The sequence below is a fragment of the Paenibacillus sp. P4_E11 genome (assembly GCF_056401635.1).
Genome location: NZ_JBFUIX010000078.1, coordinates 1 through 21153 on the forward strand (window position 1 = coordinate 1; position 21153 = coordinate 21153).

Annotated in this window: 14 protein-coding genes; 4 read left to right on the forward strand and 10 right to left on the reverse strand. The window is 50.7% G+C overall.

Going from position 1 to position 21153, the window contains the following annotated elements:
• The 7 genes from AC1DWB_RS24055 to AC1DWB_RS24085 form a co-directional block, all read right to left on the reverse strand.
• Positions 1-220: metallophosphoesterase family protein (locus AC1DWB_RS24055; protein ID WP_477543653.1), on the reverse strand; the 220-nt coding region annotated here is incomplete at its 3' end.
• 276 nt (positions 221-496) lie between these two features.
• Positions 497-1378: a phosphotransferase family protein gene (locus tag AC1DWB_RS24060; protein WP_477543631.1), complete on the reverse strand. Its 882-nt coding sequence runs from the start codon at positions 1376-1378 to the stop codon at positions 497-499.
• Between the two features lie 106 nt (positions 1379-1484).
• Positions 1485-1820 carry a ribosomal maturation YjgA family protein gene (locus tag AC1DWB_RS24065; protein ID WP_477543632.1) on the reverse strand — a complete coding sequence of 112 codons (336 nt, stop codon included), beginning with the start codon at positions 1818-1820 and terminating at the stop codon, positions 1485-1487.
• 385 nt (positions 1821-2205) lie between these two features.
• Positions 2206-2823: an NADPH-dependent F420 reductase gene (locus tag AC1DWB_RS24070; protein ID WP_477543633.1), complete on the reverse strand. Its 618-nt coding sequence runs from the start codon at positions 2821-2823 to the stop codon at positions 2206-2208.
• A 58-nt stretch (positions 2824-2881) separates the two neighbouring features.
• A complete protein-coding gene (locus tag AC1DWB_RS24075; protein ID WP_477543634.1) occupies positions 2882-3277 on the reverse strand; it encodes a MerR family transcriptional regulator in 396 nt (131 codons plus the stop codon).
• A gap of 222 nt (positions 3278-3499) precedes the next feature.
• A complete protein-coding gene (locus AC1DWB_RS24080) occupies positions 3500-5326 on the reverse strand; it encodes a stalk domain-containing protein (RefSeq protein ID WP_477543635.1) in 1827 nt (608 codons plus the stop codon).
• A gap of 122 nt (positions 5327-5448) precedes the next feature.
• Positions 5449-5679: a tyrosine-type recombinase/integrase gene (locus AC1DWB_RS24085; protein WP_477543636.1), complete on the reverse strand. Its 231-nt coding sequence runs from the start codon at positions 5677-5679 to the stop codon at positions 5449-5451.
• Between the two features lie 129 nt (positions 5680-5808).
• Here AC1DWB_RS24085 and AC1DWB_RS24090 point away from each other — a divergent pair, with 129 nt between their 5' ends.
• Both AC1DWB_RS24090 and AC1DWB_RS24095 read left to right on the forward strand, forming a co-directional pair.
• A complete protein-coding gene (locus AC1DWB_RS24090; protein ID WP_477543637.1) occupies positions 5809-6210 on the forward strand; it encodes a type II toxin-antitoxin system RelE/ParE family toxin in 402 nt (133 codons plus the stop codon).
• 92 nt (positions 6211-6302) lie between these two features.
• Positions 6303-6635 (forward strand): helix-turn-helix domain-containing protein, encoded by a 333-nt coding sequence (locus AC1DWB_RS24095; protein WP_477543638.1) that lies wholly within the window; start codon positions 6303-6305, stop codon positions 6633-6635.
• 526 nt (positions 6636-7161) lie between these two features.
• Here AC1DWB_RS24095 and AC1DWB_RS24100 read toward each other — a convergent pair.
• Both AC1DWB_RS24100 and AC1DWB_RS24105 read right to left on the reverse strand, forming a co-directional pair.
• A complete protein-coding gene (locus AC1DWB_RS24100) occupies positions 7162-10959 on the reverse strand; it encodes a heparinase II/III domain-containing protein (protein ID WP_477543639.1) in 3798 nt (1265 codons plus the stop codon).
• Between the two features lie 110 nt (positions 10960-11069).
• Positions 11070-12389, reverse strand: coding sequence for an ABC transporter substrate-binding protein (locus tag AC1DWB_RS24105; protein WP_477543640.1), 1320 nt, complete (start codon positions 12387-12389; stop codon positions 11070-11072).
• Positions 12390-12750: 361 nt separating this feature from the next.
• On the opposite strand from AC1DWB_RS24105, the gene AC1DWB_RS24110 reads away from it, so the two are divergent.
• Positions 12751-14346, forward strand: coding sequence for an FAD-dependent oxidoreductase (locus AC1DWB_RS24110; RefSeq protein ID WP_477543641.1), 1596 nt, complete (start codon positions 12751-12753; stop codon positions 14344-14346).
• Between the two features lie 184 nt (positions 14347-14530).
• Positions 14531-17404 (forward strand): TIM-barrel domain-containing protein, encoded by a 2874-nt coding sequence (locus AC1DWB_RS24115; RefSeq protein ID WP_477543642.1) that lies wholly within the window; start codon positions 14531-14533, stop codon positions 17402-17404.
• On the opposite strand, the gene AC1DWB_RS24120 is transcribed toward AC1DWB_RS24115, so the two are convergent.
• Positions 17344-21147: a heparinase II/III domain-containing protein gene (locus AC1DWB_RS24120; protein ID WP_477543643.1), complete on the reverse strand. Its 3804-nt coding sequence runs from the start codon at positions 21145-21147 to the stop codon at positions 17344-17346. The two genes, AC1DWB_RS24115 and AC1DWB_RS24120, sit on opposite strands and share 61 nt — an antisense overlap.
• Positions 21148-21153: the final 6 nt, after the last annotated feature.

Sequence of the window (21153 nt, forward strand, 5' to 3'; positions counted from 1 at the left end):
CATCTGGTCTATTCGTCAACCAATCATCCCAATTCCCTAGTACTACAGATTCGCAATTATTTTTAATTTTATCTATAGCTTGCTTGGGATGCGGTCCTTTCCCAATCAAATCTCCCAAACAGAAAATTCTTTTTATCCCACGTTCGTTGATATCTGACAATACAGCTTCCAAAGCGGGGATATTCCCATGAATATCTGAAATAATCGCAATTCTATCCATATATTCACCTTTCAAATAATTGAATAACTCCATATTAAGTTTAAACTAACATCCATAATATAGGAACAGCATTGAACATTACTGCCCGTCTAGCGTAATGAAGCTGTCGATCTGTTCCGGCAGCCTCGCTCCAATTATTTGTTAAGCTATCGTTCCCGTCCCTCGTAATGTCCTGATCTGTCATCTACGGTACGGTTCTCCGCGCTGTCTGTAACGGCAAGTTTAAAGGCCATCCTTTGTGGGAAGGCCTGCCCTATCAAATCTAAACAACTATACTCAATAACCCACCGAATTTCTTAAAGTAAGAATATTTTCCTGAAGAAACGTTTGATTTTTTTCAATTCCTCTGTTTTTACACCAAACAACTGCGTTGAAAGCATCGTAAAAATCATAAAATGGCAGCACTCTTTCCAGAGCCAACATAGGTCGAATCGATTGATAACCTTCAATGAACGGTAACTTTGTTCTCGGATTGTCTTCCCAAATATATCGATTGACTTTTGTAAAATCTATTTCTGACGATCCACCACGGGCACTCTCGAAATCAATAATGCCAGCAACCTCGTTACCATTCACCAATATATTACCTAGTCTAAAATCCATGTGAACAATGCACGGTCCGTCAGGATCCGGTAAAGCAGAGAAAACTCCATCAAAGTGAAGAATACATCTTTCATACAATTTTGAGTCGAGAATCTCTTTGCATGGCTCTTTCCACTTTTCAAAATTACTTTTGATATGTAATCTCCAATTATTTTGGTCAAGCAACTTAAAACCATCGGTTACATGGTAACCATACCCAGGAGTTTTAACCTCATGGAGCATAGCATGATACACGCCAATTTGAAAAGAGAGTTTCTCATCAATGTCTCCTGTACAATGCATACCTTTGATTGCTGAAAGAAGCAATGCTCCAATAATACTTTCATCCCCGTACCAAATGTCCAATACCTTAGGAACAGGTATTACACCCTTTAATGTTTCAAGCATCTGAAATTCACGAAATAGTTTATCCTTGTTAAATGGAATTTTTACAAAAACGTTTTCTCCACTGGCAAGAGTAAGTTTGTATACATCAGAACTAAATGACTCTGGAACATCTTCAACATTCAAGACGTTCAACTTTAGCTTTTTTATAACTTTTAGAATGGAACTCATATGTTACCTCCTGTTTTGGAGCGATTCTTCCGATTTATTTCTCTGAAAACCGAGTTCGTTTCCGCTAGTCGAACACGGTTAATTCTACTTCAAGAATCATTAGAGTTTACTCACCGTGCCCTTCGGGCTGTTCTGTCTCTTTTAGCAAACGGTTCAATGCATAAGCCGCTATAGCGCCAACAATATATCGGACCAAATCTGCATATAGGAATCCTTTTCCGAGTATTAGCCCGCCAATTAGAGTGTTTCGTAAGTTGACTATCCATTCTGCTTGGTACAATTGGCTGCATTCAATTACAAAACAGAACCCAAGACTAAGCACCAGCGCTTTCATAGATAACATTCGGATGAATAATGCACGAACGCCGAAATAAATCATAGCCGCCCAGAGAGCATCACCGAAATGTTTCACCACAAAATCGGGCAGCGCGGAGGTATTCATCCTCGAACCGATCCCAAGCATTATGCATACCAATGCTGCTAGAAGGTACTTCCCCCTTGTTCTCACAAATTCGCTTCCAATCAAAAAGATTTTTATACAACTCTGAAATGACATTTATAATTGAAGTTACTGTCTCAATAAAACAACAAGATATACTATTAATACCATCATACACCAATCAATTTCCTCTTTGTACCACTCCGTTATACTGCCCAATACGTTAACTAGGCTACCGATCTTGCCGGCAGCCTCATCCTTGCGTCTTATGATACTAACGTTCCCAGTTAGCTTAAGCCCCCACACCTCTTTTAATGATTCGGCGCAACAAAAACGGACCGCCGCAAACGAACGATCGCTGCGGTCCGTTTTGCCGCACAGCCCCGGTTTAAGACGACTGCGCTTCTTCTCTTCTCAGCACCCGGATCGCGTAGTCGCGGCCGAACTGCGGCGAGAGCGCAGTCCAGAACGAAAAGAGCGCCTTCTCAATCTCGGCCATCGCGTCCGCGCCCCCCGTATCCACCATGTCGAATCCGGCTTCTGCACCCAGCAGGAGAACGGTTTGCTTGGCTTCTTCGTCCTCGCTGCTCATGAAGAGCGTGGCGTTCGCCACGCCGAACCGCGGATTCGCGAGCGCCTCCCACGTCGACGTATGGAACGCCCGTACGACGCGTGCGCCGTTTGCGAGCCTCCGCACTTCCTCGTCCGCCGACCGCCCGTCGAACAAAATCGTCGCATTGACGACAATTTTCCGCCATAGGTCTCCCGCCTCCTCCAGCACGCGCTCGATTTCCGTGCCGGGAACGGCCAATACGACGACTTCGCCGATAGCGGCCGCTTCCTTGACGGACGCCGTCACGGCGTTCGGGCCGATCGACTCGAGCAGCGCACGCATCCGATCGCTTTGCGGATCCCGCGAACCGAACGTCACCGCGTGACCTTTCGCCGCCCAAGCTTTCCCCAATGTACCGCCAATGTGTCCCGAACCGATTATTGCAATGTTCATGCGTGCATCTCCTCTGCAAGGGTTCTTGGAGGCGCGAACGCCGGAACGATCGAAACGTTTACGGCGTCCCATCCAACAGTTCGTTGTACAGACGAATGTTGTTTTTCGTCCGATCGATCAGTTCGTTGAGTTCGCGGCGCTGCGTCTCCATCCGGACCAAGTTGTCCGTCAGCAGGACGATTCGATCCCGGAGAACTGCTTCGTCTCCATCATGCATCGACGAGCGTTCGGTCACGCAGCGTTTCGTGCTCGTGAACGTCTTGATTTCTTCCAAAGACAATCCCAGCCGTTTCAAACATTTCAGTCCGGACAGCAATTGGAGATCGTCGTCGCTAAACACGCGCGCGCCGCCTGGCCATTTGCGCTGCGGCTTGAGCAGTCCGATTTTCTCGTAATACCTGAGCGTATCGTGTCCAAATCCCGTCATCTCTACGACTTGACCGATCGTGTACAACGAGCGCACCTCCTTTCATACCGCATTCTACATGCTGGAGGCGACTCCAGGTCAACCCCGATTTTTCAGTTAGGCTTGCCTTGCGTCGCATCGTAGTGAAACAGGCCGCCAATCGGCAGCCTGCTTTTGTGCTATCGTTCTCCTTAGTTCAACGAACTGCCGATTGACTTACGTTATTTATTGAGTGATATTCGGTTGATTTTCCAAATTAGTTAAATTGTTTTACCTAGAATTGCTCATAACAAAAGAATCTTGTTTTCCATCCCATTCCAATGTTACCTTCACAACGTCATCTTTTGCAGGTAATACGATATTATCATCAAACTCATCATATATGATTATTCCTTCGGAATAGTTAGATCCTATAAAAGTCCATTTATTGCGATTCGCTTCGTTCCCATAAGTAAAGTCTACTTTGCCAACTTTTTTGATATCGGAACCTTTATAAGTTAGTACAATCCTGCTGTGAACCTTATTTGTTCCATTTCCGAAGTCCCAAACCGTATCTTCTAACGCAGCAGACCAGAGACTACCTTCACCTTGGTATTTCAAAATATAATCATATTTTATTTCCACTTCATTATTAAAGCTAGCTCCCGATGCAAGCAACCATTTGCCGTTTACCTTTTCTATTTTTACGGTCATTTTGTACGGAAAATCATATTCAGTCGTAATAAATTCAACGACAACAACATTACCCTCTTGGCTGATGATCTTGGCGGTATCAATGAAATACTTTGATGCCGACCCGTGTCCTCCATTATATGTGTTTACGTAAAGCCGCCCTTCATAATCCTTATAAAGAGGAAGACGTATATCTTTCGTTTCCAAATAACCACTATAAAATAGCTTTTGAGCCATATCTTTTGTAAATACATCCTCTACTACTTTTTTTAAATCCGCTATGGATTTGACGTTCTCGGTATTCAGTGCCGTTTTCCCTCTTGGCCCAGTTACAAGTAAGTACTCTTCATCACCCGGAATCGTTTTCGTTGCATCTTCTACAAACCATGAAGATCCGTTAAACATTCCATAAATGCCTGCTGCCTTCGGTATAAGCTGATTGAGAATATCTTTTACTTCATTTTCAGTGAGATTCACATTTGCTTGAAAACTGGTTTTAATCGTATTTACGTATTTCGACATGGATTTATATTCTGCCGTTAACTTCTCATTGTGTGGATCATATTGTACATCACTCGGAGTGCTTATTGTGAACACTCTGTCTCCGAGTTCTCCAATTTTCGATATATGACCGACCTCTATAGCTGTTTGACCATTTTGGCTCCAATTATCTTTGGTCCATATGCCGATCGAAAAAACAACTCCACCGTATTCTTTGTTTGCTATGTCAATAAAAGTAATAGTTTCGAACTTGGAGGCTTTATCTACGGTTTCCACCGCATCATATTTCCCTTCCCAGCTCTTAGGAAGATGGAGGGTGAAGTTGTTTTTTCTGTTTTCATACACGATACTTGGAACCACAGGAATGATATGTCCATTTACATGACCAACATGGAGGTTAACCGTCGAATAAGCTCTAAAATCCCCTAAGCCCTCTGAAACGAACGTTTGAGCGTCTACCCCAAAATCATCTCCACGAATCGCAACTTCGCCGATTTTTTCACTGTTATCATTGTAAAAAGCAAGGGTTGCCTCAACGGTATTTTTTGTATTCCCTACACCTTCGATTTGCAATTGACCGGTAACTTTGGTGTTGCTGCCGTTTTTCGTTAAGATTAAATTGCCAACCAATATCCCGTTGTAATCCGGATCCGATAAGTCAAGCTTTCGATTTTTGACAAAAATCTTTTGCTGCTCCTGATCATAGTCGATCGTTGCACCCAATTGCTCGGCTACGAATCGAACTGGTACGTACGCATGACCGTCAACATTAAGTACTTTATACTCATCGTTCATGGAAATCTTACTTCCATTTATTTCGAAATGGGCAGGAAATAATAACACCTGGATAGAATCTGATGCGAATGCAATAGATGAACATGCAATGAATAAACCACAGCATAAGCCCAACACAAATTTTTTCATTAACGCACCTCTTATTTTGATTATACTCTTAGACGTGATTGGTTTAATTTAGTTGCAGATAAATACTAATATTTTCCTTATTCTGACCTGATTAACTTTACTGCCCGTTAACGGCACTTGGATTACAAATACATGGTCGAGAGGGTGGCATTCACTTCATCCTCGGTTATATGTAAATAGATGCGTGTTTCCCGAGGATCCCGATGGCCGAGCAGTTGCATCGTCTTGAAGATGTCCTTACCCGTCTGCTGGTAGAAATGCCATGCCGCCGTTTTTCGCGTGGTGTGGGTCGAGATATTCCAAAGCCCGATGTAATCTGCGGCAATTTTTATGAGCCGCCAGCCGAATATCAATTATAACAAGTATGTTATTGAATACTTGCTTCATTATAACCTCTGTGTTATATTATTTATAACACAGAGGTTATATTGTGGACAAACTGGGCATAAATTATAATGTAAGCAGKGATAGGGGTCGCACCAGTGTACAAATTCATATTCAGTGATGAGGTCGAGGTTTTCTTTAAAGACCTAGCAAAACGAGCGGGCCGAGGAGATAAGGACGCGAGAATCATGTTCGAGAAGATCAGATACATCATCGATCGCGTCGAATTAGCAGGAACCCGTGCTGGTAAGAATTTCATCAAGAGCCTCAAAGGAGAAGAAAACGACAACCTCTACGAATTGCGACCTCATGATGAGCGTATCTTCTGCTGTATGTGGAACGGTAATCATTTCGTCTTACTCTCTCATTACACCAAGGATGCTGATGAAACAGACCAAGTCGAACTTGCTAGAGCTCGCGGCCTTCGGGACAAATGGATTAAGGACCATCCGGTCAAAGACGACAAAGTTGCTAAAATCTCTAACCRCAAAAAACGTTAATACTGCTGAAGCCATCAAACTTTTAAAACTTCTAAAACTGCTAGACTGCTGATTTAAACTTCTAAAACTTCTGAAACGGAGATGACTCAGAAATGAAAAGTTGGGATGAGATCATCAAGGAATTGCCTGAAGAACAACAACTGGAATCGGCGGTCATCCGGGAAAAAGCCCGGATGGTCCACGAATTGATCCAAGCTCGCGAGCTGCGCGGATGGACGCAAGCTCAACTGGCAAGTCGCACCGGAATGAAACAAGCGGCTATAGCTCGATTTGAAGGAGGGACAAACGTACCGCAAATTGACACGATCATGAAAATCGCTCTTGCTTTGGGCTACCGGATCGGTCTTATGGGAACTAGTGACCAAGAAGCTGCTACTGCTGCATACGCAGAGGTCGCTTGCGTGTCAGAACCAGAATATGTATAAACCTAAACGTGTAACTTTTGAATGACTTTTAATCATGTAGAAACCGAGGGATGGTCCCCCTAACGAATACCCATATACGTAGATCCAAGAAAACGAGGGATTGCCAACCCTCGTTTTTGTATGCCAGCGTATTTTCCGAGTGTGGCCAGTCGGAATGAATAAGGAAGCCGGCTGACGATCGTTACAATGTTCTTGTCACAAAACAGGAATGTCACAAGGTTCTTGTTATCGCCCAATGTCAAGAACCTTGTGACATAAAACAAAAAAGCCGCGATATATGCGGCTGCTAATGCAACAATGCAAATCTCTCAATCTCTATTATCTAATTAATGCCTTGGTCGGATTCACTTCCAGCCGGGTTCATTTGCTCTGAAATGATACTTTCGGATGACAAGTCGCTGCGGAAACTGCTCGATCTTGGCATCCGCTAGTTCGCCACGGACGAGCCGTCTCGCAAATCGTGAAGGCATGGTCTTGAAAAATAACCCCGTCGAACCCGACGGGGTTATTTCCTATTTTATTTGATTTATTTGGCGGCAATGTTGTCGATTGTGAACGTATGCGTCCCTATCCATTCCGTTGCCGGAAAGTAAAGCATACGGGAAGGCCGTTCCGTCGACATCGCGTTACTCGTGTAAGCAAATCCGGGATCCATGCCAATTGCGATCGCAGTTTCACCTTTCGATTCATCTCGGGTTATACCTGTAATTTCATAAGCATGTGTGGTCTGATCCGGGTGGGTTACGATGATATAGCGTCCGACCATGGAAGGAGGAATGACCGCCGTTGTGACGAAACCGTTCGTCCCATCGGTTTGCGTGCGTTCCACCCGGATGATGTCGCCCGAAACGGGGCCTGCCCCAGTCAAAGTCTCGGATCCCTTTTTCAGCAGCGTGCCGCCGGAAAGGTACATGCTTTTGACGACTCCGTTCTCCAGACGAATAAAGCCCATTTTGCCGATCATCGAAATATCGCCGACCACAAGTGGTTGTCCTCCGTTCATCGGAGAACTGAGAATAATATCCGTCGTATTGCCGTAAGAAACCGCAATTACCGCCTCTTTTGTCGCTTCATCCGACTTCAACACTTCCACGCTTTGGATTGTCGGGGCTGCTCCGGCCGCATAGGGTTCCAGGACATGGATGAACTGGCTGTTCAGATTGGTACCTTCTTTACGCAGGACGAATTTGGGCATGTTGTATTTGACGGCTTCGGAGTTCGTATCCGCGTTCAACCCATTCACTCGGGTAGCCCGCAGCGACGGTGATTTTCCAATAAACAGCTGGTTGTTCCCGCTTCCGGCAAACCCGAATATTTTCATGTTCGCTTTGTCGTCAGGGCCGCTTTTCGTCGTCATCGTCAATTCATAGGACCCGCTCGGAACATCGGCCTTCTGCACATCACGTACATAAATATAACCGTAATACTGATTGTCGCTCGTTCCACCCGTGTCCGTTTCCTGCGCGGGCAGGATAATTGTCGGATTTCCTTTCACCAAGTAAGGTCCATAGGTCGCCATCGTTACATTGGCCGTAATGGTGGCGTCGCGGTTCGCATCGCCGTTCAGCGTATATTCGTGTTTGTCGCCTCCCGCCACGCGAAATAGATCGACTACGTACCCCGCACCGCCGACGGTTCCGTTAAACCCGACGAACCAAGGCTCTCGGCTGTATTCCGAAACTTCCGGGTAAGCATTTTCCTGATGCGCCTGCATCGCCTGGACATCGCCCGAACCGGAAAGCCGGTTAAAGGCTGATAACTTGCCGCCTGGCTTGCCGGCACCCTGGATCGAGGCGTCCTTTCCGTTCACGACTACTGTATTATGGCCCAACGTTGAGACGGACCACTGCCGGTAAAACGTATGGGTATACCCAATGTCGGGGAGAAGCTCCTGGCCCTCTCCATAAAGGGTCAAATTCAACGGATCTTTATGATCGTGTCCGAATTTCGGCGAGAAGGTCATATACAGCTGCGACTGGTCTGCAGCCTGGCCGCGGATCATTTTCGCGATTCCCGCCGACGGCATGACGAGAGAGGACACGTTTTGCGGCGATGTTGCTTTTTGGTACGCCCACGTGTCGTTGATCGGGAGATAATTGCCGTTCGGGTAAGAGAGCAGATTCGGGATATTCAGCAAGGATCCGATTTGCGGCAGCTTGACGGACGGATCGAAATTGTCGAACCGCTGCCCGGTTCTGGAAGAGATGTAACCTGCAGGATCCGTCCACCCTGCCGCGTAACTGGCGGTTCCCCGTATGCCATTGGCCGTTTGGTTATGGTAGGAAAGCGTGATTTCCTTCCAAAAGCCATCGGACAAGAAGCCGCTCTTGGCGAATTCATCCATCCGATCTACCGCCTCATGGATGTATCGCGGTTCCTTGAGCGCTTTGCCCAGCTGGATGAGCCCGATCCAATTCTGATATTCCACATTGTGATTCAATACCGGATACGTATGAATCCCCTCAATCGACGGCAGCAGCATGTCGTCCACGATTCGGCTTCGTACATCATCCCCGGTTTCCGCGCTCAGCAGTTCGAAAGCATCGGTCTTATCCACCTCGGCGAAAGCATCGGCAAGGGGACGCAGCGTGACCAAATCCTGAGAAGTCCATCTGTCCCAAATCCCGCCATAATAGGCAAAAGGCGGAGCGGCATACCCTTCCATCGGATATTGATTCCAAATCGTATCGTTTATCCTGACCCAGCCTTGATACGCTTGACTGAACCGGTACAGCAGCCGTGCTGCTCCGAGCGGATCGGCCACCGCCAATTCCTTGGTCCTCTTCACCGCATACAGACGCTGCAGATGCCACAGATGAGCCGACAAAAAGTAACGTTTGCCTGAGCTGTCCTCATAGTAGGGGTACTCCACCTGTTGACCAAGCTTATTCGTCACCGTGAGCGCCTTCGTTTCCTTGTACTGGTCGTTCGGATAATCCAGCTTCAGTGTATCAGCCGACGTTATTTTCCAAGGATTGGTCGCGTTCCACGTATAGTTCGCCGATCGAAATCCGAGCTGCGTGTTATGGGGAACGCCGGTAGCAAAGAAACCGATTTTATCCGGAACCAACTGAAGCAAGGTTGCCACTTCCGCGGATGGCGGCTGATATGTAACTTGGGTAACCGTGCTGCTCGTTGGCGGAACATGGTAAAGCTGTTCCCCTGCTTCAATCAAGCTGTAGCGGTCAAAGGAAAACTCCGCCAGCTTCCCCGGAATGCTTCCAGAACTGCCTGCCAGCAGCTGCAGCCGGTACATTCCGTTCTCGAGAGGCGCCGGATGTGAGAATTCGAGCAGGTGATCGGCCCCTTGCTTGCCCAGTATCGCGTCACCGATAACCGTCCGTTCGCCGGACGGGGCGGTCCATATCAACTGAACGACAGCATGCTTCAGTTGCGGATAGCTGGATTTCTTGAAAGCGAGCACTTTCTTGCCAAAGCTCTTGAACAGCAATCGGGCGTTTTCCGGCTTCCAGGCATCCGTCTGAGTACCGACGGTATCGGACTGCGGCCTTTCCAGAAACAGACTGCCCAAGCGTCCTTCGTTCGTTACGTCGGCATGAAGCGTGAACGCTCTTTGGTCAAACGGACGGATCCGATCGTCATCTATCAATGTCGAAGTGCGAATCGGAACCCAGGAGCTCGCTGGATAGGGGGAATCCGGTCCGTAATAACGGATGACGTTCAACCGTAATTCCGCTGCCGGCCGCAGCTGCGGCCCGCCTACCGCACTCCAGGGTACCGCGATTTCTGCCGTCCAGCTTCCTTCCGACTGCTTCCGAACGACCGGCGTGACCTTCTTGTTCAACACCAGGTTGATAAACTGCTGCTTACTGTCTTCCGGATCCTGACCCGTCCAGTTGTTGAGGCTGATTCCGACTGAATGCGAATCGGTCGTTATATTAACGGGAATCGTATAGAACGTTTGTTCATCCTCGCCGTTGTTAAGTACTATAAATACCCGTTCCGCCTTCGGCGGACTGTCATACCCGAGCGGACTTTGCAAAGAAATATACAAGTTGCTTGCGTCGTATACGATTTTGACGACCGTATCGTGCTCGGCCTGCTCATTATCGAAAAAAGTCTTGAAGCCTTGCAATGGGGAAGCCTGCCCCCATGCCGCTTCGTTCAAGATGCCGTCCGCCACAATAGGACCGTAGGTAGAGCGGGTTACGATTCCCCAGCGGTCATTCGACATATCGACGGACGGATACGAATCTGGATCGGTTGACGAATTGTCGGCATACGAACCGGGAATAACGACGGTCTGCAGCAATAACACCAGGAAGAGCAGCCATGCGATCTTGCGTGTAAGAATGGGTTTCACCCTTCTTCACTCCTTCGGATTGTCGATTGTTCGACTGTCTGCCCGCCGGGAAATGTCTACACGCAGAACTTTCGGCGTTTACTTTAGTCCCGAAAGTTCTGCATGGTTCATTACTTGCCTTTTTTAAGTTCCTCAATCTGCCTGTTCGCCGTCCCTTCCGCTTCGCGCAGCGCGGTATTTACGTCTTTCTGACCTGCGATCACTTTGTCGAATTCACTGATGAGCGCTGCTCTCGCTGCAATATAGAACTGATTCTTCAGGTTCATCTCGCCGTAGTGGGGCGGGATGAGCGCTTTCACGTTTTTGTTCGCCAGTTGCGGAATGCCGCTGCCGAGCAAGTTAATATAGTCAATATTTTGCAATGGAGGCGTAGCGCCTGTCTTAACCAGTTCCTTCTGGATGTCGTCGGAAACGAATTGAGTAATGGCCATGAAGGCTTCGTCCCGATGCTTGCTTGTAGAAGAAATCAAGTAATAACGGGTACTAGGCTGCGGCCCCTCCTTTGGGGAATTTTTGAACGCGGGGAACGGAGAAATATCCCAGTTCATGTCCCATTTTTCGCTAACGGCTCTGATTCCGGCATCGTTCACGCCGATCGTGATCGCCACATTCTTCTCTTTGGTGAACATCGTTCTCGTTTGGGTAATATTCGTCAGTTTGTTCGGTTCCGAATAGCCCGGTGCGAGCGTATACAACGGAACGATCCTGTCGAATATCCGCTTCCAGTAATCGTTCGATAAGGTGGCCTGATTCGTCTTCGGATCCACGTATTGAGGCGCCTTCTCGTTCATATCCAGCATGGCGACAATATCCCCGGAGAAGCCGAAATATTGGACTCCGGCGTCGACTCTCGTCAGCTTTTTAGCCGTATCGTATATATCTTCCCAAGTCATTTTGTCGTTCAAGTAGGGCACACCGAATTTGTCGAACAAATCTTTGTTGTAATAAAGCGTATACGAGCTTACTCTTCCCGGAAGACCGTACAGCTTGCCCCCCGTAATTTGTTTCATCGAGTCGATCGTGACCGGAATGAACCGGCCCAGATCATACTTGTACTTCTTGACTAGATCCGAGATGTCCGAATCGAGCCCCACGTCGATGATCGGCTGAACGTCCGGAGTAGAAATGATAATATCAATCGGCGTTTGGGCCGATACGACGTCCTTCAACGAAGATCCCTGGCCCGGGGCAATAAACTTGAATTTGAAATTCGGATACTTCTGTTGAATGTATTGCCCTTCCGAGCTCATGAATCCTTCATAAGTGCCGCTCAGCATGGAGTAAACGGTCAGCTCCACTTGTTTGTTCGGATCTATCGGCTCTGCCTGGACGCTGTCGGGCGCCTTCTGCCCTGCTGGAGACGGAGCCGTTTCCCCGCCTGATCTGCCGCCCGATCCACTGCAAGCGGCCAACAGCAACAGTGCCGACATTGAAACAGCTCCTAACCACCGCTTCTTTACGATTCTCATCTTCGACTTGCCCCTCTCGACAACTAATTGGGATAGGATGTATTCCGTCACACCATGATAACGTTTTCATCCGTCCGATGCTTCGATTATAGCGTACGGCTTTTTTAGCCAACAAGGAATACTCATGACCTCGCATAGTATTTTGATTACCCGTTATTCCGACTTCGTCTCCTTTTTCAGCATTCCGGTATACAAGGTCATCAAAGTACTATTACAGGTCATCAAGGTCGCTTATGCAGGAGCGTGTTCCAAGCTACTATGTAAAAGGAATGAGGAAGGTGAATCCTTAGTTTCAACTTATATCGCTAATGGAGGAATAGACATGTTGCGTGAAATGCATGCCGACATTATTGTGGTCGGAGGCAGCCTTGGGGGCTGCGCTGCGGCGCTGGCCGCAGCCAGATCTGGGAAGACCGTGCTGATGACGGAAGAAACGGCTTGGATCGGGGGACAACTGACCAGTCAAGCAGTTCCTCCTGACGAACACCATTGGATTGAGCAGTTCGGCTGTACGCACAGCTATCGCCGGTTTCGGGATGGAGTAAGGGAGTACTACCGCCGTCATGTTCCACTGACTCCGGAAGCGGCCGGGTTGCCTAACCTGAATCCGGGCAATGCCAAAGTTAGCCGCGTCAGCCACGATCCGAGGGTTGCGCTCGCCGTCCTGCTGGAAATGCTCGCGCCGTACACGCTAAGCGGCAAGCTTGTCATCCTGTCTCACTGCCGTGCGGAGACGGCGGAAACGGAAGGAGACCGCATCCGTTCCGTTACGGTGAAAAACGTGCTTACGGGGACCCGAACGGTTCTGACCGCACCTTATTTTCTCGATGCCACCGATTGCGGGGACCTGCTTCCCTTGACCGGAACGGAGTACGTTACCGGTTCGGAATCCCGTTCCGAGACGAATGAGCGCCATGCGCTCGAAGGCGCGGCGGACCCGCAAGACATGCAGGCATTTACGCACTGCCTCGTCGTCGACTATATCGAAGGCGAACACCATACGATCGAGAAGCCATCCGACTACGAATTTTGGCGGGCGTACCGACCCGATTTTTGGCCCGACCAGTTTCTGAGCTTCTCGGGCGTACGTCCATCCACCTTGGAGCACGTACGATACGATCTATTACCCGGAGGGCAGGGACTGACGTTCTGGGAAGGCTTCTCCCTGGTGTCTTACCGGCGCCTGGCGGATAAAACAAACTTTGCTCCGGGCACCTTCCCTGGCGACGTTACCGCCGTCAACTGGCCTCAGAACGATTACTTTCTCGGCTCGATCATCGACGTGACCGAAGAGGAGAAAGCCCGGAATCTCCGGCGGGCCAAAGAGCTGAGCTTGTCTCTGCTGTATTGGCTGCAGACGGAAGCGCCGCGTCCGGACGGCAAGAGCGGGTACCCTGGATTCCGCCTGCGCCATGATGTATTCGGCACCGAGGACGGTCTAGCGCCGTACCCATACATTCGTGAATCGCGAAGAATCAAAGCCGAATTCACCATACTGGAGCAGCATGTCAATCCGCTTGACCGACCGGATGGACGGGCCGAAACGTTCCACGATTCCGTCGGCATCGGCCTCTACGGCATCGATCTTCATCCGAGCACGGGAAACCGCCATTATATCCATTTGGCCGCTTTGCCATTCCAGATTCCGCTCGGCAGCCTGATCCCGATACGGATGAACAATTTACTGCCGGCCTGCAAAAACATCGGAACGACCCACATCACGAACGGCTGCTATCGCCTGCATCCCGTCGAATGGAATATCGGGGAAGCATCCGGAGCGTTAGCAGCCTTTTGCCTGGAACGCGGCGAATCGCCCCGCAACGTACGGAACGACGCGAAGCTGCTCGCTGATTTTCAAAACATGTTGGTGCGGCACGGCTTCGAGCTAGCTTGGCCGGAGTCTGCCTTAGGCGGTTAAGCTTATATCGTTAGCACCAATTGGCATTCTTGCCGATCTGCCCTGCAGATCGGCTTTCTTTGTATCCAAACCGATGCACGCGTTCCCACCCCCGTACATCCCATAAATGTGCTAAAATGATAGCAAATAAACCTGAAGCCGGACCGAATCCGTCTTCTTCCGGCATTACCGAGGGGGCATTACTGTGAACCGAACTCCAACTTCTGTGACCTTTCAAACAAGTACCGGCTCTCACCTGCTGATCGTACCGGTCTCTCCCTTTGCCTTTCACATCCGTGTGAACCGGACAGGCCAATTCGATAAGCCTGCACCGCTTAACCGTTATGGCATAATAACCCCCCCTGGATCTCCGGTCCACTCCGAAACGGAAGACCGAGGAGCTTGTCTGCAACTGAACACGGACGTGGCTTCACTGCAAGTGGATCGCCATACCGGGGAGGTTGCTCTCTCCAGCCGCGCAGGGACGGTGCTAACCCGACAAAACAAACCTCCTTACGGCGGCGGACCCGACGGCTTCGAAGCTTGGTTCGCACTTTCCTCGGAGGAACGGATTTACGGATTAGGTGATCAGTATGACGCACCCTTAATGAAGCGAGGCCGACAAATCTCCATCAATTTGCGCGGCAACCGCGTTCATGCCCCGGTCCCGTTCCTTCTTTCCAGCAAAGGCTGGGCACTGTTGGTCGATACCGACCAAGAGCACGAGTTCGATGTCGGCCGCTCCTCGCCGGACGAGCTGCACATTCAAGGAAAACGCGGGGAATTGGCCTACTACTTGATCGCTGGCGTCAATTTGGCAGATTTGTTGAGGAAATACGGTGAATTAACCGGCCCGTCCGTACTGCTGCCCATCTGGGCGTATGGCTTGACCTTCATCTGCAACCAGCAAACGACTGCGCGAGATATGATCGAGGATGCACTAAAATTCCGGCGGGAAGGGATTCCGTGCGACATGATCGGGCTGGAACCGACTTGGATGGATCAACCATTCGACTACAAGTCGACCGTTCAATGGCACCCCGACCGGTTCTTTATCCCGCAATGGATGCCGGAAGGCGCCCACACCTTCATGGGAGCGCTGCAAACCATGGGTTTCAAGTTAAGCTTAGGACTGTATTTGCGGGATCATGCTGGAACCGACAATAAGCAGGGTTACGCTGAATCGTGGTACGAGTACTTGAGGCCGTTCGTCGCGCAAGGAGTTCAAGGCTTCAAGCTGAACACCAAACTGCCCGTGCAGGAGCAAGCTCGCATTCCGGCTTTTCCACACGAAGACACGGAAGCTGCCAGTCTGATGGAGTCCAATATTGTAAGTCGGGACATTCAGGAAGGGTTTGCGGAACAAACGGGACGTCGGGCGATGGTATATACTCCGGTCGGGTACACCGGCATACAGAAATATGCCGCCATCTGGTCGGGAGGCAGACAACAGCCCCACCTGTCCATACTCAATTTGGGCTTGTCCGGCATCCCGCATATGAGCGTCGCCATGAACTTGCATACGCCCGCCGGCATCCACTTCGGCTTCTTCCAACCGTGGTCGAAAGTAAATAGCTGGGCCTATTGGCGACACCCATTGTTGCTCGATCCGCATCTTCTCAGCATATTCAAAACGTACGCCAAGCTGCGGTACCGACTGCTGCCTTACATTTATTCCGCTGCAAACGTCGCCGTCCGTACCGGTTTGCCAATCGCCAGGGCGATGCCTCTCGCCTATCCCGACGATACTGAGGCCGTATCGCGGCAAAACCAATATATGTTCGGCGACGATTTCCTTGTAGTCGTATTCACCGACCAAGTATATTTGCCGGATGGCGAGTGGCTAGACTACTGGACCGGTGAGAGACATACCGGGCCGACGACCCTCACATACAGCACTCCGGGACATGCCGGCGGCCCCCTATTTGTGCGAGTCGGAGCGATATTGCCGATGTGGCCGGATATGGAGTACGCGGGACAAAAGCCGCCAGATCGCATGGAGCTGCATTTGTACCCCGGGAGCGATCGAGTGTATACGCTTTATGAGGACGACGGCGTATCCCTGGACTATAGACAGGGAGTGTGCGCAGAAACCAAGATTCGCTGCCGGTATAACCGGAAAAGCTTTGCCGTCGAAATCGGACCGCAGATCGGCAGCTACCAGAATATGCCGGAGCAGCGAAGCTGGGAAATCGTCGTTCATTCGTTTGACTTGCCGGAGGTAGTCAGGGTGGAAGGCGTAGAGTTTCGGAAAGCGATGGGCTCCCACAAAGATCTCATCCCGGGCTTCTGGTCGTTCCACCGAAAAACGGGAACCATTCGACTCGTTATTGCCGAAACACCCGAAAGCCGCTTAACGTCGATTCAGTTGGAGTTGGTTTACTCTGCCAGCAGGGAAACCCGGAAAGACTCGCCGCGTCCGGCGAGGATCGGCAGCAGCAGGGGAACGGTAGGTGAAATGGAGAAGGAAATTGAGATCGGACTGGAAACCGGAGATCTGGACAAAGCGCTATTCGCGCTCGAGCAATGGTGGAATGTACGGACAGCGGAAGCAAAATCAACGGAAGAAGTTCGAGAGCACTGGTTGTACATGAACGGATTATTCGTTCGTTCCGTCGAACGTAGGGGAAGAACCTTGAGCGAGGTAGTCGAAGAAGATCAATTGCGCATATCGCAGCTTCAACCAGGCGACGGGCCCGAACAAGCTTATGGTTCGCTCGTGCGGGTGGCTGGGCTAATCGTCGAATATGACAACAGACAGCGTGGGAAAACGCACGAAATAGTCCGTCAGGCTACGGATATCATCATGCAGGAAATTAACCAAGAGATTTCCCTGCATGCGGTGGCGGACCGGCTCCATCTCAATTCATCATACCTTAGCCGCAGGTTCAAGAAAGAAATCGGCCGGTCGTTCTCCGACTATGTGCTGGAAAAAAAGATGGAGCTCGCCAAGGAGCTCCTGCTGAGCGGCGCGACGGTCATCTCCACCGCCGAACATACCGGCTTCAAAGAAGCGAGCTATTTCATCCGCGTATTCCGCAAATATTGGGGAGTCACTCCCGGGGAAATGAAGCCATAGCAAAGCTCCACATTGTCAATATAAAATGTATGCGTGCCGATCCACTCGGTTTCTGGGTATGCCGTCATGCCCGAGGATCTTTCGGCTTCGGAGCCGGGGCCACAGGGGGAATCGGTATAGACGAAACCAAGATCCACAGCGAAGCCGAGCTCGGTCAGCCCCGTCTCCGGGTCCCGGGTGACGGAGACGACAGGATAAGCTGCGGTCGTATGGTCCGGATGTACAATGACGGCATAACACCCGATTACGGAGGATGGAATGTTTGCATCCGTTAAGAAAGCATGCTTTCCCCCGATACTTACCGGTCGCAGTACATCCATGATTCGGCCGGCGACCGGGCCCTCGCCTATGAGCGTCCGGTTGCCGGCTGTCAAGCTTGTCCCGCCTACCAGCATCATTTGACTTACCTCCCCGTCCTTCAAACGGATGAAGCCCGCCTTCCCGGCAAGCTCCCACTTGCCTGCCCGCAGAGGCTTGCCGTTATAATACGGAGCACTCATGATAATATCAGTCACGGAGCCGTACGAAACTGTGACTACCACCTCGTTCGTCGTCTCGTCCGATCGGATGACTTCCACCCTCTCTATCGCCGGATAGGCGTCGGAAGCATACGGTTCCATGACATGAACGAATTGGCTGTGCAGATCCGCTCCGTCCGGAGCTTCCCTTCGCACGATCCATTTGGGCATGGAGTACAGGATGGCCTCGCTGTTGCGGTCACCTTCCAACCCGTTCAGTCGCGTCGATCTTAGGGACGGCGCCCGTCCCTGGAACAATCGGTTATGTCCCGGTCCAGCGAAGCCGTGAACCTTCAGCCCCGCTCCCGTCGAGGGTTCGCCGTTATTGTCGCATGTCGTAAGCGTCATGTTGTAGACTCCATCCGGCAGTTCGGCTGTCCGCACCTCTTTCACATAGGCATACGCATAATACTGATTGTCGCTCGTTCCACCGTAATCGGTTTCTTGCTTCGGTTCGATGATATCCGGCCGACCTTCTACCAAATACGGTCCATAATCGGTCAACGCGATATTCGTGGTCATCTCCGAATCCCGATTGGCATCGCCGTTCAACGCATACTCGTGCCGAGTCCCGCCGGAAACGCGGAATAGGTCAACCACATAACCTTCAGCCGCCTCTGCTCCTTCGAAGCCGATAAACAATAGCTCGCGCGAATAGTGGGACACGTCCGAATAAGCGCATTCTTGACGGGCCCGGATCATTTGAACATTCGCCGCCTCTGCAAATAGTTCGATATTACCTCCGTTTTTGGCGCTGCCGACCAAACTTGCATCTTGTCCGTTTACGGTTACCGTATTATGCCCCAGCGTCGATACCGACCATTGCCGGTAAAACGTGTGCGTGTAACCGATATCGGGCAAGAGTTCCTGCCCTTCCGCGTACAAGGCCAAGTTCAGCGGGTCCTTGTGATCGTGACCGTTATTGGGGGAGAATGTCAAATAAAGCTGCGCCTGCTCCCGCCCGAGTCCTCTGGTCAGCTTGGCGATTCCCGCTGACGGCAGAACGACTGACCCGGTACATTGAGGATTTGCCGCCTTCTGGGAAGCCCAAGTGTCGTTAACAGGAAAGCATTTGCCATCCGGATAAGCGAGTATATTCTGCAATTGAAGCAAGCTATCCATCAGCGGCACCCATGCACCCGCGTCGAACATATCGTAGCGCTGTCCATCGCGCGGCGATACGTAGCCCGCCGGATCGCTGTAGCCATCCAGACAACGGATCGTCTGGCTCAGCCCATAGCATGTCTGCTGATGGTAGGACAACGTGATTTCTTTCCAGAAGCCGTCCGCCAAATAACAAGATTTCACGAACCGCAGCAAACGTTCTACCGCTTCATGGACGAGTCGCGGCTCGCCGAGCGCCTTGCCGGTTTGGATCAGTCCGATCCAGTTCGGAAAGTCGACATTACTCTGCAGGACCGGATACGTAACAACCGATTCAACCGATGGATGAAGCATGCCATCTACGATTGCACTCCGGATATCAACACCAGCCTCCATACTCAACAACTCGAACGCGTTCGTCTGATCCACTTCAATAAAAGCATCGAGGAGCGGCAGCAATCCGTGAAGATCCATCAAGTTCCACCGATCCCACATACCGCCGAAATACGGATAAGGCGGATGTGCGCTGCCCCCGATCGGATGCTGTACCCATACCGAGTCGTTGAAGCGCACCCATCCGGCGTAAGCCCGTGCAAACTTATGCAGCAGTCGGGCAGCTCCGAGCGGGTCGGTACCTACCAAACGGCCGGTTTCGCCTATCGCATGCTTGCGCTGATAATGCCATAGGTGGGCGGATAGAAAGTAACGCATGCCCTGTTCGTCTTCGAAGTAAGGGTACTCGACAACTTCTCCCCGCTTGTTGGTAACGAGAATCGCCTTTGACTCTGGATACCTGTCGTTCGGGTACGGCACGCGGGCGTCGTCCCCAGAAATGATCAACCATGGAGCTTCAGGGCTCCACGTATAATTGGTGGAGCGGAAACCGAGCATCGGACGATGCGGCACGCCTGCTCCGAAAAATCCGATACGATCCGGTATCAACCGCTCTAGAAACAGCACTTCTTCCGATGGAGGGACAAGGGCAATAGTCCTCTTAGGGCGGTCGGATGGGCTTGGCCTAACCGTACGTTCTCCTGCGGCGATCAGGTCGTACCGGTCGAATACAAACGCGGCGAACCTCGACTGTACAGCTCCCTCCCCCAAGATCAACCTAATTTGATATAACCCGTCCTCCCGTGCGTCCGGATGGACGAAGTCGAGCGTGTACTCTGCCTCCTTATGGCGCAGGTTAGTCGAGTCAAGAACAGTTTTCCGTCCGAGCGGATCGATCCATGCGATGGACAGATGCGAAGGATCGACTCCGGACAGGTCGCGACTTCGGAACGACAATGTTTTCTCGGAGTTTCCCCGGTATAGGAGAGTGGCTAATGTCGTCGACAGCTTCCATTCCGTCGGTGTACGAACTCCTGGCGGATTGCCCGAAGGCCGCTCAACGAACACGGTTCCAAGCCTTCCTTCGTTCGCAACATATAACTCCAGACGAAACAATCTCTCCTCCAAAGGACGACGGACATCCTCCATCCGAATCGTGCCCGTTCGGATCGGAACCCACGAACTTAACGGTTCCGTGGCGTCCGGACCGAAGTAACGAATCACATTAAGCCGCCACTCCGCGCCAGACCGCAAGTCCGGTTCGCCTAGAGAGACCAATGGGACGCTTATTTCGGCGCTCCAGCTTCCGTCCGCCCGTTTGGAAACGACCGTCCGGACTCCCTCTTCTTTTCCAAGATGAACAAACTTCTGCCGTCTGTCCCGCAGCTCCGCCCCGGTCCAGTTGTTGTAGCCGATTGCATACGGATGCCGCCCCTTCGTCACATCAACGGAAATCGAATAATAAATGTCCTTGTCGGAAGGCGTACCGAGCAGAACAAACACGCTCTCAGCATCCACAGCGGTTTCGCATCCCTGCTCACTTTCCAGTGCAATATACAATTGTTCCGTATCGACCATCAGCCTGACCCGTGTGTCGCGTTTGACAGGCTCGTTATGGAATGCCGTGACGAAGCCGTCAATTTCAGCCGATTGCCCCCATTCGGACTCCTCGATGTTCCCATCCATCTGCGGAGCTGCTGGGGCCTTGGCCATGATCGCCCATTTGTTCGCGAACAGCCGAACGGACGCTTTCTCGGTAACCTCTTCGCTATTACATGACGCTTTCACGATATC

Bases quoted from the DNA above. Each gene is read 5' to 3' on its own strand.
- AC1DWB_RS24095 (WP_477543638.1), top strand. From the start codon at position 6,303: ATGAAAAGTTGGGATGAGATCATCAAGGAATTGCCTGAAGAACAACAA.
- AC1DWB_RS24070 (WP_477543633.1), bottom strand. From the start codon at position 2,823: ATGAACATTGCAATAATCGGTTCGGGACACATTGGCGGTACATTGGGG.
- AC1DWB_RS24060 (WP_477543631.1), bottom strand. From the start codon at position 1,378: ATGAGTTCCATTCTAAAAGTTATAAAAAAGCTAAAGTTGAACGTCTTG.
- AC1DWB_RS24080 (WP_477543635.1), bottom strand. From the start codon at position 5,326: ATGAAAAAATTTGTGTTGGGCTTATGCTGTGGTTTATTCATTGCATGT.
- AC1DWB_RS24105 (WP_477543640.1), bottom strand. From the start codon at position 12,389: ATGTCGGCACTGTTGCTGTTGGCCGCTTGCAGTGGATCGGGCGGCAGA.
- AC1DWB_RS24110 (WP_477543641.1), top strand. From the start codon at position 12,751: ATGTTGCGTGAAATGCATGCCGACATTATTGTGGTCGGAGGCAGCCTT.
- AC1DWB_RS24065 (WP_477543632.1), bottom strand. From the start codon at position 1,820: ATGAATACCTCCGCGCTGCCCGATTTTGTGGTGAAACATTTCGGTGAT.